Source organism: uncultured Granulicatella sp. (genome assembly GCF_963515615.1).
GTDB lineage: Bacteria > Bacillota > Bacilli > Lactobacillales > Aerococcaceae > Granulicatella.
In genome coordinates this window covers 1-14238 of sequence record NZ_CAUPZT010000002.1, presented here as the reverse complement: position 1 = coordinate 14238, position 14238 = coordinate 1, and the positions used below count along the sequence as shown (strand labels likewise).

Annotated in this window: 19 protein-coding genes; 6 read left to right on the top strand and 13 right to left on the bottom strand. The window is 31.7% G+C overall.

Features of this window, described 5'->3' with window-relative positions:
- Position 1: 1 nt before the first annotated feature.
- The 5 genes from RYL55_RS00640 to RYL55_RS00620 form a co-directional block, all read right to left on the bottom strand.
- The gene (locus RYL55_RS00640) at positions 2-379 is read right to left on the bottom strand and encodes a hypothetical protein (protein ID WP_315006352.1); all 378 of its coding nucleotides are present in this window, start codon (positions 377-379) and stop codon (positions 2-4) included.
- Positions 380-413: 34 nt separating this feature from the next.
- Positions 414-572, bottom strand: a complete 159-nt coding sequence (locus RYL55_RS00635) for a hypothetical protein (RefSeq protein ID WP_315006351.1) — start codon at positions 570-572, stop codon at positions 414-416.
- Between the two features lie 11 nt (positions 573-583).
- A complete protein-coding gene (locus RYL55_RS00630; protein ID WP_315006349.1) occupies positions 584-784 on the bottom strand; it encodes a hypothetical protein in 201 nt (66 codons plus the stop codon).
- A 224-nt stretch (positions 785-1008) separates the two neighbouring features.
- A complete protein-coding gene (locus RYL55_RS00625; RefSeq protein ID WP_315006347.1) occupies positions 1009-1293 on the bottom strand; it encodes a hypothetical protein in 285 nt (94 codons plus the stop codon).
- A 33-nt stretch (positions 1294-1326) separates the two neighbouring features.
- On the bottom strand, positions 1327-1533 hold the full coding sequence (locus RYL55_RS00620; protein ID WP_315006345.1) for a helix-turn-helix domain-containing protein: 207 nt from the start codon (positions 1531-1533) through the stop codon (positions 1327-1329).
- A gap of 150 nt (positions 1534-1683) precedes the next feature.
- Between RYL55_RS00620 and RYL55_RS00615 the strand changes: the two genes are divergently transcribed.
- The 5 genes from RYL55_RS00615 to RYL55_RS00595 all read left to right on the top strand — a co-directional run bounded on the left by RYL55_RS00615 (position 1684) and on the right by RYL55_RS00595 (position 5648).
- Positions 1684-2103 (top strand): helix-turn-helix domain-containing protein, encoded by a 420-nt coding sequence (locus RYL55_RS00615; protein ID WP_315006343.1) that lies wholly within the window; start codon positions 1684-1686, stop codon positions 2101-2103.
- A gap of 13 nt (positions 2104-2116) precedes the next feature.
- Positions 2117-2521: an ImmA/IrrE family metallo-endopeptidase gene (locus RYL55_RS00610; protein WP_315006341.1), complete on the top strand. Its 405-nt coding sequence runs from the start codon at positions 2117-2119 to the stop codon at positions 2519-2521.
- Positions 2522-2533: 12 nt separating this feature from the next.
- Positions 2534-3823, top strand: a complete 1290-nt coding sequence (locus RYL55_RS00605; RefSeq protein WP_315006339.1) for an HNH endonuclease — start codon at positions 2534-2536, stop codon at positions 3821-3823.
- 139 nt (positions 3824-3962) lie between these two features.
- The gene (locus RYL55_RS00600) at positions 3963-5087 is read left to right on the top strand and encodes a site-specific integrase (protein ID WP_315006337.1); all 1125 of its coding nucleotides are present in this window, start codon (positions 3963-3965) and stop codon (positions 5085-5087) included.
- A 255-nt stretch (positions 5088-5342) separates the two neighbouring features.
- Positions 5343-5648 carry a dTDP-glucose 4,6-dehydratase gene (locus RYL55_RS00595; protein WP_315006335.1) on the top strand — a complete coding sequence of 102 codons (306 nt, stop codon included), beginning with the start codon at positions 5343-5345 and terminating at the stop codon, positions 5646-5648.
- Between the two features lie 68 nt (positions 5649-5716).
- Here RYL55_RS00595 and RYL55_RS00590 read toward each other — a convergent pair whose 3' ends face one another.
- Positions 5717-6034 carry a metal-sulfur cluster assembly factor gene (locus tag RYL55_RS00590; protein WP_314354924.1) on the bottom strand — a complete coding sequence of 106 codons (318 nt, stop codon included), beginning with the start codon at positions 6032-6034 and terminating at the stop codon, positions 5717-5719.
- A 4-nt stretch (positions 6035-6038) separates the two neighbouring features.
- The gene (locus RYL55_RS00585; protein ID WP_315006333.1) at positions 6039-6800 is read right to left on the bottom strand and encodes an alpha/beta fold hydrolase; all 762 of its coding nucleotides are present in this window, start codon (positions 6798-6800) and stop codon (positions 6039-6041) included.
- Positions 6801-6919: 119 nt separating this feature from the next.
- Here RYL55_RS00585 and RYL55_RS00580 point away from each other — a divergent pair, with 119 nt between their 5' ends.
- Complete coding sequence (locus RYL55_RS00580) at positions 6920-7735, top strand: Cof-type HAD-IIB family hydrolase (RefSeq protein WP_315006331.1); 816 nt, start codon at positions 6920-6922, stop codon at positions 7733-7735.
- A gap of 481 nt (positions 7736-8216) precedes the next feature.
- Here RYL55_RS00580 and RYL55_RS00575 read toward each other — a convergent pair whose 3' ends face one another.
- The 6 genes from RYL55_RS00575 to RYL55_RS00555 form a co-directional block, all read right to left on the bottom strand.
- The gene (locus tag RYL55_RS00575; RefSeq protein WP_315006328.1) at positions 8217-9110 is read right to left on the bottom strand and encodes a diacylglycerol kinase family lipid kinase; all 894 of its coding nucleotides are present in this window, start codon (positions 9108-9110) and stop codon (positions 8217-8219) included.
- A 357-nt stretch (positions 9111-9467) separates the two neighbouring features.
- Entirely contained in the window at positions 9468-9572 is a 105-nt protein-coding gene (locus RYL55_RS08455; RefSeq protein WP_396276372.1) for a putative holin-like toxin, read from the bottom strand.
- A 418-nt stretch (positions 9573-9990) separates the two neighbouring features.
- Complete coding sequence (locus RYL55_RS00570; protein ID WP_315006326.1) at positions 9991-11328, bottom strand: MFS transporter; 1338 nt, start codon at positions 11326-11328, stop codon at positions 9991-9993.
- A 157-nt stretch (positions 11329-11485) separates the two neighbouring features.
- Positions 11486-12040 carry an NADPH-dependent FMN reductase gene (locus RYL55_RS00565; RefSeq protein ID WP_315006325.1) on the bottom strand — a complete coding sequence of 185 codons (555 nt, stop codon included), beginning with the start codon at positions 12038-12040 and terminating at the stop codon, positions 11486-11488.
- 21 nt (positions 12041-12061) lie between these two features.
- Positions 12062-13498, bottom strand: coding sequence for a signal recognition particle protein (ffh, locus tag RYL55_RS00560; protein ID WP_314112167.1), 1437 nt, complete (start codon positions 13496-13498; stop codon positions 12062-12064).
- Between the two features lie 21 nt (positions 13499-13519).
- Positions 13520-13858, bottom strand: a complete 339-nt coding sequence (locus RYL55_RS00555) for a putative DNA-binding protein (protein WP_006702459.1) — start codon at positions 13856-13858, stop codon at positions 13520-13522.
- Between the last annotated feature and the right edge of the window lie 380 nt (positions 13859-14238).

The window sequence follows — 14238 nt, the reverse complement described above, 5'->3', positions numbered from 1 at the left end:
TTTATTCCCCCGCCGTCATTAATACTGGTGCTAATACTTCTTTTGCATATTCTTCTAAATCATTCTCTAGGATGTAATCACCATATAGATAATAGTAACTATCATTAGAGTATATTTCGTCTCCTCGCCAGTCATAAGCTAAAAGGTACGGTTCATCTTCTTCAGTTTCGAATATATACACTGGTACCCCTCTGCCGTATTTTGTAATTAGTTTTGCTTTAACGTAACATTCCAAATCATTCTCTAAGATATAATCACCGTCATATTCGTAATATCGATCGCCATAATAAATTTCAACTCCTCGCCAGTCATAAGCAAATATTTTTGGCTCTGGAGGTTCTAAATAACAATTGTGTTGTTGTTCAAATGTTGTAAACATGTTATAATCTCCTTGTAAATTATTTATATTTTCTTTAGTCGACAATTGCAGTTGTCGGCTTTTTTGTTTTGCTCGGATAACCGATTTCTTGTAATAATTTTTGAATTTGTTCCATATATTTCCATGAAGAATGAGGCTTCATGTACTCTACTAGTAACTCATCAATAATTTCTAATTTTTCTTTTATTGTCATATCTACCTTACTCATCTCTCACCAACATATTGTCCAGATTGAATTAGTTGCAATTTCTCGTAATGTTGATTTGTCGCCCCTATGAACAAAGATAGTAACAGGAATAACAAAACTAAAAATGCTGTAAAATAGGCAAATGCTTGTGCAAATCTGATTAAAAACCATTTATTAAATGTTTTTCTTTTTTGTCTTCTATATTCTTTTCTCGTCATTTTTTCACCCCCCATTTTTTCCAGTTCGTTTTATAATTTCATGTACTCGTATCACGCTCTCCAACTCATTAACTTTGTTTTGCAAAATTCTCTTATCCATCCATAATTGATAGATGACTGAATACGATAAGAGTATTGATATTAGCAATAAGCAAATTGCAAATGTTTTTACTTTTTCCATTTGTTTCCCCCTTGATTTTTAACCGTTCCGTCTCACTGGTTGGTTATTTTGCATTTTTTAAATATTCGTTCACTTGCTTCAAACTATAGTAAGTACGATTGCCTCTTCTTATTTTCGGAAAATCTCGCCTATCTAAGAAATGTTTGCGACAAGTTGATAACTGTTTGTAAGCCGGAAAACATCTTTTCCAAACTTGCTCAGCCGATAGAATTTCATCATTGTTTTTGATTTCGTCTACTACTGATTGGTGAATTGTATCGAACAGTCTATCTACTAATTGATTGGTTATCGTTTCGTACAATTCCTTATTCTCAATTGTTATATGCATTCTTACACCTCTTAAATTACAATATACAAACTTCTACTTTGCATTTCGTAAAGTACTGTTGTAAAAAAAATAGTCTGGTTTCACACCAAAATAATCAGCAATTTTAATCATTACGTTATATGGTGGAATTCTCAATCCGTTTTCAATCATTGAATAGTAACCGTGATTGATACCAATAGCATTCGCAACTTCTTTTTGAGTTTTCGAACCTCGTTTATCGATTAGCTTCTTATTTTTCACTTTCACACCTCACTTTGCTATCTGTAAATTCATTATAGTTTACACTTTGCAAATTGTCAACAACTTTTTTGACATTTTGCAAAGTTTCTTTATTTTACAATTTGTAAATGTTATAATTTACTAAAAGTAAATCACGAAAGAGGTGTTAGTATGAGTTTTGGTGCTAAATTGAAAGAATTGAGAATGAATAAAAAAATGCAACAATCAGAATTAGGAAATCTTTTAAATTTATCGCCGTCTACAATCTCATTGTATGAAAGCGATAATAGAAAACCTACTCCTGAAATCATTACAAAAGTGGCAGATATATTCCATGTTAGTACAGATTATCTATTAGGTATCTCTACATCGAAGAATAAATATTATGATCTAACAGAAAAAGATGAAAAAAACATTGAGAAAACTCTAGAAAAGTTAGTTGAAGAGTTAGATAACGGGCTGTATTCAAAAGATATGGAAGAATACGACGAAGACTCTAGAGCTTTGTTAATCAATGCTTTGTCAATGGGATTAAACATTGCTAAAAAAGAAGCTAAACGCAAGTTTACTCCTAAAAAATATCGAGATTAAGGTAGGTGTTGCCATGGATATTAGCGATTATATAAATAAATTAGTTCGTAAGCATGGTACAAGCAATCCTTTCAAAATTGCTAAAGAAAAAGGAATCGTTATTCTTGAGGTCGAGTTGGGCAATATCAATGGATATTATCGTAAATGTAACAATATTAAGATGATATATATTAATAGTAAGTTGGAAGAAAATAAGAAGCTATTTACTTGTTGTCACGAATTGGGACACGCTATCCTACACCCTAACGAACCGGCTTTATCATTAGGGATAAATTCTAATCGTATCAAGATTGAAAGTGAAGCGAATGAGTTTGCGACTCAACTTCTATTGTATGGAAAAGATAAATATCTGTATGAGTCAAAATATCAGTTATTGCATGCTTATGGAATTGAAGAAGAAATGGAAAGATATATTTGAGGTGGAATATTTATGAGGAAGGTAATATTCGGATTTTTATGTTTTTGTTCTGTTATTGAGTCTATTAATATTTTGTTTATATCAAACAAATTAGGGATTTTTGGTACTATTCTTATGCTTAGCATGTCATTAGGGATGACCTACTTCTTTTATCACTTAGCTACTAAAGATAATAGAAAGCCTATCCATAATCAAATAAAAGCTACTGTTCAGGGTACTTTCATACCACAAACACCAGTTTATAATCGACATAAGGCAGATTTGGAAGATTTGCCACTTATTACTGATGAACAATTAGAAATCGAACGAGAAAAAATCAAAGCAAACAAATTAAAAAGAAGATTTACTTTTTCCGATTTTGCATTAATGTTCTTTATGCTTTCTATTCCAATTTTCGGTTGGGCATATATAGTATATCGAGTAGGTAGATATCTAATGAAAGAAAGATATTTCATGAGTAAAGAATTTATTCAACATAAAATGCAAATCGACGTATTCGTAAAAGAATACAATGATATTGCTAGATACGTTGAGAAATTTCAAACAATTAGCCTTCAATCGAACAGTTCAGATAAATATAAGTATGCTCATTTGGCTACAGGGAGCAACACTAGTGCTTATAACATTCAACGAGATAGAAACGTTGTTAATCAATCGAGATATGTACACAATGCATCATTACAGGTTGTTAGAAATGCAGAGTTAGAACCATTCAAATATTTATGTAAGTATTTCGACTTCAAACCTAATGAAGAAAACTTACAATATATTCAAGATTTAGGTGAACAAGTATCTCGTTTCTTAAATGCTAAACGTAATTTAGATGGTCGATACAATCGAATTATAGGTAGTATCAGACCACCATATTTCATTCTTGCACATTACAAAGATGAGTTATTACACTTAATTGATGTAAAATTGCCTCGTATTTCATTCAAGTTCCCTACTTACACTTTCCAGTATGTTAGTGCCGGTGGAAACTCCAGTCAAACTACTTCAATTACATTAAATGAAGAAACAATTGAAATGTTAATTGAGTATATGGACGAACAAGTGAAATACAAAAACAGTGCAAAAGCTCAACGATCATTAATGACTAAAAAATTACGTGAATACATTAAACGTAGAGATGAATATACGTGCCAATCTTGCGGTGCTTCCACTGCTCAACAAGACTTACTACTACTTGAGGTAGACCATATTATTCCAGTTGCAAAAGGTGGATTATCTACTGAAGATAATTTACAAACTCTTTGTTGGAAATGTAATAGAACAAAATCAGATAAGATTTTGTCAGTATAAACAATTTAAAGCTTGTTTTTCATTGTAAATTCAAGCTTTTTAACTAAATTATCACGAACATACGTTCTTTAAAGGAGGTGTTGCCCTACCCTTTCAGCCAAAATCGTCTCACTGGTTGGTAAAGAAAGGAAATATAAATATGAAAAATAGAAAACCAACAAAATACGCCGGAATTTTTAGTTATGAAAGTAAAGGAATGAAACTTTATGGACTGAAATTCTCGCACAAAGGAACGCAAGTTCAAAAGCAAGGATATACTAGTTTGGTTACAGCTAGACAAGCTAGAGCAGAAATCTCAACAGCTATTGAAACTGGAGAGTATTTCAAGAAAGAATACACGCTAGATGAGTATTTTGAGATATACTCTAATCTGAAAATTAAAAGTGGTAAATGGAATAAAAGTTCTGAAAGAACATATACAACAGCCTATAATATGATTAGTACTGACCTTAAAAAAAAGAAGTTGGAAGAAATTTCCAGACAAGATATACAAATGTTTAATATTCAATTAGGTGAAAAATATAGAAGTACAACTATAGCTGCCACTTTAGGATTGTTATCAAGCGTTTTAGAACATGCTTACCAAAATGAAGTATTAACGAGAAATAGAGCGAAAGGTATTGAACCTGTTAAAAGTAATAAACCAAAATTCAGCAAAGAATTATCTCTTGAAGACTTCAATATTATTAAAAAATATATTCATGATCATTATGACATTATGGTGCAAGTGTCGTTTATGTTATTATCGTACGGATTAAGAAGAGGTGAAGTGCTAGCAATTAGGGAGTCGGTGGTATCGTTCAAAGATAATGTTACTAAAATCCATATAGATAAAAGTCGTACAGCATTATATCCTGATGGAAAAGGTACAAAAACTGGTAAAAATCGAGATATATTTATTACTGAAGATGATACAGAATTGTTGAAAAAGGCTATTAAATTAAGCAAAGAGCGTTATATAGCAAACAAAAATACAAGTTATACAAAAGATGCATGGTTACTTGTTGGAAAAAACGGAGAGCCTTTCAGCACTCAACTACTTAATAATATATTTAAACATATCAAAAAGAAAACTGGAATTAATATAACTCCCCATATATTAAGACACTTTTTCGCTACTCAAGCACAATCAACAAATATAAACCCTAGACTCATTGCAAACTTTTTAGGTCATGCAAATGTTTCAATGACAGACCACTACTCTCACCCAACGGACGAGGGGGGAATACTTGTAATGGAAAAAGTCAACCAAAAAATCAACTAGTAAATACAACCAAAAAAAGATACAATACAACACCGTATTTTCATTTTGTTTCTTTAGAAAAAGTACAAAATTGCGTTTTGATACGGTATTGTATACGTATCTAATCTTTATCGCCTTATAGTATACTAAAATATACAATAATATAACAGTGATACCCTCAGAAAAATTTATAAACTCTATAAAAATAGCGGTAACATTTCTCTTTTTTAGCCCTACAAATTATGTTACAATACAAACGAAAAGAGGCGAAGATTTATGGTTGAATTTGATAAAGAAAAAATTGCAAAAATGCAACAATATTTAGCAGAAATAACAGATCCAAACTTCCAAGGAAGTGCTACAGACAAAAGAATGGCTGTAGCAGAATTATTTAATTATTATCATTCAGATTGGCAGCAAGATGCCCTTCATTTTGTTGATAAAAATTTAGAACTATTTGATGATCAAAGAATGCAAGAAATTTTTAAATCGTATAACTCTGGAAGAAAAAGTCCTCAAACGGTCATTCGTCAAGAAGCAAAAAGTAAATATAAACGACCAATGAGACCGGGTGAAGATTAACAGAACTCATTACTATACTATAAAAGGCTTAAAATCTACTCATGATTTTAGGCCTTCTTTTCTATTCATTATCGAATTCCTAATGCAATTCTCGCATAACGAGACATTTTTTCTGGAGACCAAGCTGGATACCATACTAATTTAACATCAATCGTTTTGATTTCTTCGATTCCCTTTAATGCACGATGAATTTCATCAGTAATAATATCTGCTAATGGGCATCCCATTGTTGTTAGAGTCAAATTCACTTGGCAATGTCCTTCTTCATTTAGCTCTACTCCATAAATTAATCCTAAATTAACAATATCAATCCCTAATTCAGGGTCAATCACTGTTTCTAATGCTTCTAAAATTTTTTCTTTCATTACTTCTGCTGTTTCACTCATACGATTACTCCTCTACTAATGTTTGTTTTAAAAATTCTACAGATGCTTCTATGGTTTTAAACGTAACAAAGTGTGGCACTTCAGGAGTTTCAATCCATTTCACACGATTTGCATATGGTTCATCTTTAATCTTTTCGTAAAATGCACGATTTAATGCATATGGTACTTTTTTATCTTCTAGTCCATGCCAAATTAATACTGGACGACCTGCAATTGTTTCAGGATTATCTGCTAATGATAAACTTTGTAACATTGGAATATATTTATCCATTAACTCTGGAGTTAATTCTACTGCTGGTTTATCTTTCATCCAAGTAGAAGTAAGTGACCATTTTGCAAATTCAACTGGATCTGCATTCCCCATTAAACTAACTGCAGCGTATAAAAATGGAAAATGTTTTAATAATGCGTAAGTTGTCATTCCACCCATACTAAATCCAATTGCTCCGATTTTATTATCGACTAAATTTTCTTTTTGATAAGCTCCGACTAATGTTGGAAATTCTTTAACATTTTGCCCAATAATTTCCCATAATTCAAAGCCATTTAATTCAGATGTTTTTCGCTCACCATGATATAGCTGATCGGGTAAAATCGCACGCATGCCATTTTTTGCAAGCATTGCTCCGTAGTGAATACAATTTTCCTTACTTCCAGTCCAACCATGATAACAAACAACTGTCGGAATCATTTTATCTTTATTTTCTTCTTGAACAATTTCTAAAATTGGAATATTTTCAATAACTTTTTCTTGAATAATAATCATAACTAACCTCTTTCTTCATATTTTATAAAAAATATGGTACACTCATAAGGATATTGTAACTAAATTGACAAGTTGCCGTCAATTAAAATCGATTAAATAGATGACTACAGGAGGAAAAAATGAAACCAAAATTAATTGCACTAGATTTAGATGGCACAACATTAAATGGACAATCTGAATTTAATCCTATTACTATCCAAACTTTACATCGTTTAACAGAACTTGGACACAAAGTTGCAATTGTAACAGGTCGCCCTTATAGAAGTTCTAAACATTTATATGAAGAACTAGGTTTAGGTGGACCAATTGTGAACTTTAATGGAGCTCTATGCCATATTCCAACTGACGAAAATTGGCAAGGAGAATTTCACGTAACATTAGATGAAGAAATCGTTTTTGATATGTTAGAATTTCATAAAGAATTAGAATGTGATTATTTCATGGTCGAAGGAAAGCATCATTTATATGCTACCATTGAAAATATTCCCGATTCACCCTACTATCCAAAAGATCAACAACCTATTTTATTACAAAAAGATACGAAGTTAGTTGAAAAGCCAACAGCTATTACCGTTTTTTCTAGTATTGAAAAACAACCTTTCATTAAAGAAAAAATTAAGCAACGTTATGGACACACGATTGATGTGCGTACTTGGGGAGGCGATATGCCTTGCCTAGAGATTGTAACTTATGGTATCGATAAGTCTACTGGAATCCAACATTTATCTCGATATTATGGAATTCCAACGGAAGATGTTTTAGCTTTTGGTGATGAAGATAATGACTTAGAAATGATTGAATTTGCTGGGCACGGCGTTGCGATGAATAATGCCATTAATAGCCTAAAAGCAATCGCTGATGATATTACCCCATTACCACATGATCAAGATGGATTAGCTCACTACTTAATCAATTATTTTAAATTAGAAGTGTAATTTAATTTCTTACATACAAAATTAAAGGAATTTTGATACTCAAACTGATTCTCCGATAGAATTATTTGCATATTTTTTATATTCTGTTATACTTTAGATACAAAAAGAGCCGAGCGGGAACTCGACTCTCTTGTAGACCGTTAAAAAGACGGTGGCTAATTAAGTGACTAAAATAACATCACTCAACTCGTCAAAGTTGTGAGCGGTGTTATTTTTTTGTCATTATTTCTATGATTTTGACAATTAATGATAACAATGCCAATTGTAGCACATAGTTACAGTACGACAAGTCTTATAAAATTCAAAAAGAAAAATTTTCTTTGTAGCCAAAGTAAAAAAATCCATCATGAGATGAATTTTTTTACAGGCAAACTTCGAGACCAAGGCTCGAAGTTTAGCCATGAGACTCGCTATGCGAGGCTGCTGGCGGCCTAGCTTACAAAGGGAATTTTTTCTTTTGAATTTTATATACGCAAAACAGTCATTTCTGTGCTTCTTCAATTGGATATGAATAGATTTCAATATGATTTCCTAGCACTTTAATTTCAACTGGTAAATCATCTGATTGATCTCCATCAATATCTGATTCGATTTCAATATCAGAAGAAAATTTAATCGTTTTTGCTTTAATATATTCAATACTATCATTTTCTACCACATCCCCTTTTAATAAATCAGGAATTAATGATAATTTAGAGAAAATAGACGCATCTTTTAAAATTAAAATATTAGCATAACCTACTTTGTTTTCATCAAATATTTTTTTATCAGAGAAATAATTCGATAATAACACTAATACTTGACTAGCTTCTCCTTCATAGTTGCCATTTTCAGTTTCAACTTTAATATTAAAAACTTCATCTCTAATAACAGATTTTACTGTATTAATCGCATATGCAAACATTCCAAATTTTGTTTTATCTTCAATTTCTACATTATGAATTGCTTCTGGTAATGAACCTACGCTAAAAATATACCCAAAATAATGATCATTTGCTTTCCCAATATCAATTTTATTTGTTAAATTAAAATCTAACCCTTCGATTGCTTTGTCAATATCTTGATCAATTTGTACTAATTTAGTAATTAAATTACCTGTTCCTCCAGGAATAATCCCTAATTTTGGAATATATTCTTTTTCAGCAATCCCTGAAATAACTTCATTCACCGTACCATCTCCACCGAAAACAATCACAGCCTCATATTTTTCTTTGGCTGCTTCTTCAGCAAAATGAGTGGCATCTAAAGCTTTTTCAGTAATTCGTATTTCAACTACTTCAAAATATTCTTTTGCTTTATTTTCAATTTTTTCTTTGTAATTTAATGCTTGTTCTCCCCCAGAGGTTGGGTTAATAATAACCATTGCCTTTTTCAAAATCATCCGCTCCTTAATTTTAATCCTTATAATTTTTATAAGATATTAAAATTATATCATAAAAAAAAGAAGACGCATTCTAACTTGCCTATAAATTTAAACTACTAAAATTGATACTAGAAATTACGCTCATCTCTTATAAAGGAATTTCGTTACTCAAACTGATTCGCCAATAGGATTCATCAAACTAAAAGTAAGATGCAGATAGAATTATTTGCATATTTTTTATATTCTGTTATACTTTAGATACAAAAAGAGCCGAGCGGGAACTCGACTCTCTTGTAGACCGTTCAAAAGACGGTGGCTTATTGAATGACTTAAATAACACCACTCAACTCGTCAAAGTTCTGAGCGGTGTTATTTTTTTGTCATTATTTCTATGATTTTGACAATCAATGACAACAATGCCAATAGTACCATGGCAAAGGTTCCTATCAATGTCATTACTTCATAGCTTGACAAATCGCAACCTCCTTCCTAGTAGCTTTAATTCAATGCTCATAAGCATCACCTACCTTATTAAGAGATTGCCACCGCTTTCAAACTTTCTACGCATATACTCTACCATAAACATTTCTAAAATGGAATGGCTCTATTTTTAATCTTTCGAGTTATAATTTAGTTTTCCCCTATCTAAGTTTTAGAACAGAATTGTATACTTATCAAAACAGTTGAAAAATTATGCTCATCTCTTATAAAATTAAAAAAAATTCCTTTTGTAGGCTAGGTCACCAGCAGCCTCGCATAGCGAGTCACATGGCTAAAATTCGAGCCTTGGTCTCGAATTTTGCCTGTAAAAAAATCCATCTTCACGATGGATTTTTTTACTTTAGCTACAAAGAAATTTTTTCTTTTCAAATTTTGTATACGAAAATCATTATTATACTTCACTTGGCTTTCTTGTCTTCTTATATTGAACAATAAAGATTACTAAAGCTAATAAAATTAAACTTGTAATAAACATTAAACTATATTTTCCAGCAAATGGTAATCGATCCATATTCGCTGAAAAAATTCTTGCTACTACTGTTGTAGAAATAGCCCCAGTAAACTGTTGTAAAGTATTGACAATACTATTTCCATCAGCCTGAACATCCTTGTCTAATTGCATTAAACAAAATGTTACATTACTTCCCATCACAAATCCATTTCCACTCATTAAAATAATATTCAATGCTAATAATGGAAGAATCGCTAAATGTTCAAAGAAGAAGCTAATCAATACTCCACCAATACTCGCTAAAATCAAACCTGTTAATAAAGGTTTCAACGGACCTTTAACATCAAACCATTTACCTGAAACAGGAGCTAATAAAGCAACCATTGCTGCACCTGGGAACATAAATAGCCCTGCAGTTGTCGCACTTTGATTTAAACCTAACTGTAAATAATTCGGATAAACAAATGACAAACCTAATACCGTTGCTTGGAATGCTAACACTACATATAACATTCCATTAAAGGTATGATTTTTAAATGGTGCAAAAGATAATAAAGCATTTTTACGATTGAAGTATTCAAATAATCCACCCGTTACTACTGCACTTAATAGCCATACAAGAGATAAATGTTCAATTGCCATTAATAAACTAGCTAAACAATTCGCTAAGAAGAAAAATGCTAGTAGATTAAATGGTGATTTTTGAATACTTTTCTCTTTTGGAATCGCCCATAAGCCAATCACTAAAGAAATGATCAAACATGGAATTAAAATCCAATAAATAAATCTCCATCCTAAAGTAGCTGAAACTATTCCACCAAAAGTTGGTCCAATCGGTGGAGCTAAGGCAGTTGTCATAGAACCTAATCCAATGACTATACCATGCTGTTCAATCGGTACTTGAGTTAATACAATATGGAACATTAATGGTAACGCAATTCCAGTACCAACCCCTTGTAAAAATCTTCCAAATAATAGCATGATTAAATTTGGAGAAATACAATTGATTAAAACTCCTATAATAAAAATTAAATTCGAAGCTAAAAATAATTGTCTTGTTGTAAAATTACGTACTAAATACGCAGAAATAGGAACAACAATAGCAATAGCTAATAAATAACCTGTTGTAACCCATTGAATTCCAGATGAAGTCGTCTGAAATTCTTGCATTAATGTCGGAAATGTCACATTCATTGCCGTTTCAATTAATACACCGCAGAAACTCATAATGGCTGTCGCAATTACTGCTGGCAATACATGCCATTTTTCATTATTCATTCATGTTTCATCCTTTCAAATTATTGCTATACATTTCACTAAAAATCCATAGCCAAACATCTTACCATAATTCACTTATAAAAAGCCACTGAAAACTATTTCAAGTACAAAGAAAAAAGACCAGACAAAAGCCTGGTCGTTTCTATTCATTCAATTATTATTTTTCTAATGCTTCTACTAACAATTCCACTTGTTTATCTAATTCAGATTTATCTTCATCTGTTAGAGTTAAAACACCTGTTTGGAATCCTGCGCCGATGTGAATTCCCACTGTTTTTTCTAGTGGATTCATGCGCATTTTAATAGCTAATTCTGTTAAAGCACGTAAAACATTTGCCCCACCAGAATGTCCAGCTGCACTACTGAATGCAATTAATTTGCTATCAATGTAAGCCGGAGGTGCATAAGAAGTAATATCTAATGAACGAGACATCCAGTCTAAACCATTTTTTAAACTTCCTGGTAAACTTCCGTTATATTCAGGAGATACAATCCAAACAGCTTGAGACGCTTCAAAATCTCCACGATACTCTTCTATAATAGCAGGAGCTGGAAATTCAATATCTTGATTGAAAAATGGTACATCTTTAAAACTAATTTGTTTTGTTAGATAACCTTTTTCAACTAATTTTTCTTGTACATAATCAATAATAGTTTGGTTAAAAGATTCTTTTCTCAATGAACCATTAATGAATAATACTTGTTTTGACATTGCAAACTCTCCTTCTATTTATTAACGTTTTTTCTTTAATTTTTTCAATTTATTTTGTTTTTGACGACGAGCATATTGTTGCATAGCAATTTGACCTAATTTATTACGGCCTCCACCCATGCCTAATTGTCCCATCATCGATTCCATAGCTTGCATATTTCCATTTGACATTTGATTCATCATTTTTTTAGACTCATTAAATTGTTTAATCAAACGGTTTACTTCTGCTAATGGACGAGCTGAACCTGCTGCAATTCTTTTACGTCTTGCTTGTGATAAAATATCTGGATTTTCACGTTCTGCTGGCGTCATTGATAAGACAATAGCTTTCATACGTGCTGTATCTTTTGGATCCACTTTTAAATCATTTAATCCTGGAATTTTATTTAAACCTGGAATCATTTTTAAGATATCTTCCAATGGTCCCATTTTATTTACTTGATCTAATTGGTCGATAAAATCATTAAAGTCAAATGTATTAGCTTTAATTTTATCTGCCATTTCTTGAGCTTTTGCTTCATCAAAATCTTGTTGAGCTTTTTCAATTAAAGTCATAATATCGCCCATACCAAGAATACGAGAAGCCATACGTTCAGGATAAAAAATTTCGAAATCTTCTAATTTTTCTCCACGACCAGAGAATTTAATTGGTTTGCCTGTTACAGAACGAATCGATAGAGCTGCACCACCACGAGTGTCCCCATCTAATTTTGTTAAAATAACCCCAGTAATATCTAAACGTTCATTAAATGTTTCAGCAACATTCACAGCATCTTGCCCTGTCATTGCATCGACCACTAATAAGATTTCATTTGGATTTGCAACAGCTTTAATATTTTGTAATTCTTCCATTAAAGCTTCGTCGATATGTAAACGACCTGCCGTATCGATAATGACTAAGTCACGACCTTCAATCGTTGCACGTTCAATCGCTTGTCTAGCAATCTCAACTGGATTGACATCTGTTCCTAATGAAAATACTGGATAATTTAATTGTTTTCCTAACGTTTGTAATTGATCAATAGCGGCTGGACGATAAACGTCGGCTGCTACTAATAATGGACGTTTATTTTCATGTTTAGCTAAAAATGAAGCTAATTTACCAGCAGTTGTTGTTTTACCTGCCCCTTGTAAACCGACCATCATCACAACAGTAGGTGGTTTTGGTGAAAATTGGAATGGAGCTTGTTCTCCCCCCATTAATTCTGTTAATTCTTCATTAACAATTTTTACAACTTGTTGTGCTGGAGATAAAGCTTCTAATACATTAGAACCTAAAGCACGTTCATTTACTTTTCGTACAAAATCTTTTACAACTTTAAAGTTAACGTCTGCTTCTAATAAAGCTAAACGAACTTCACGCATCATTTGTTTTAAATCAGCTTCGGTAATTTTTCCTTTTTTTGTTACCGAACCCATCGCATTTTGCAAGCGATCTGATAATCCTTCAAATGCCATTTTCTCACTCCTCAATCAGGCTTATTTATTCATTTCTTGTAAGTCTGTCATCAATTGTTGCAATTGATGATCATTTGGATAATGTTCTTTGATATGCTGTTCAATTCCATCATAGATAGCTTGTCTTTTATAAAAATCATTTACTAAATGTAATTCTTGTTCATAATCTTCTAATAATTGAGCAGATCGTCGAATATTATCATATACGGCTTGTCGACTAACCTCGAATTCTTCTGCAATTTCTCCAAGAGAATAATCTTCTCCGTAATATAATTCCATATATCCTAGTTGTTTTTCAGTCAAAAGTTTGCCATAAAATTCTAACAACAAATTCATCTGAGTTGTCTTTTCAATTTCCATTGCCATCCTCCTGTCCTTAAACTCACTTTCTAATTATAACAAAAACTAGCGTTTATGCCAATTGCAATGAAACTATTGCTGTTATCTATGGCACAAACGCTTTTATTATAAAAAATATTTTTATATTCAGAAACTCTAAATATTTGAACTCGATAATTTGTTAGTCGCATATCGAGGAGCGACAAATATTTGAACTTAAACTTATTTTAGTTGCCTATTAAGTAGCAACAAGTATTTGAGATATTTCTATCTTTAAAAAAAGTATAACTTTAAACAATTTAAATATCAATTATTCGAATTATTGATAATGGTATAGCAATGAAATTTAGAACTATTTTTCAGCTTCTAGAATTTGAGCTATTTTTTCAAACGTGTTTCCA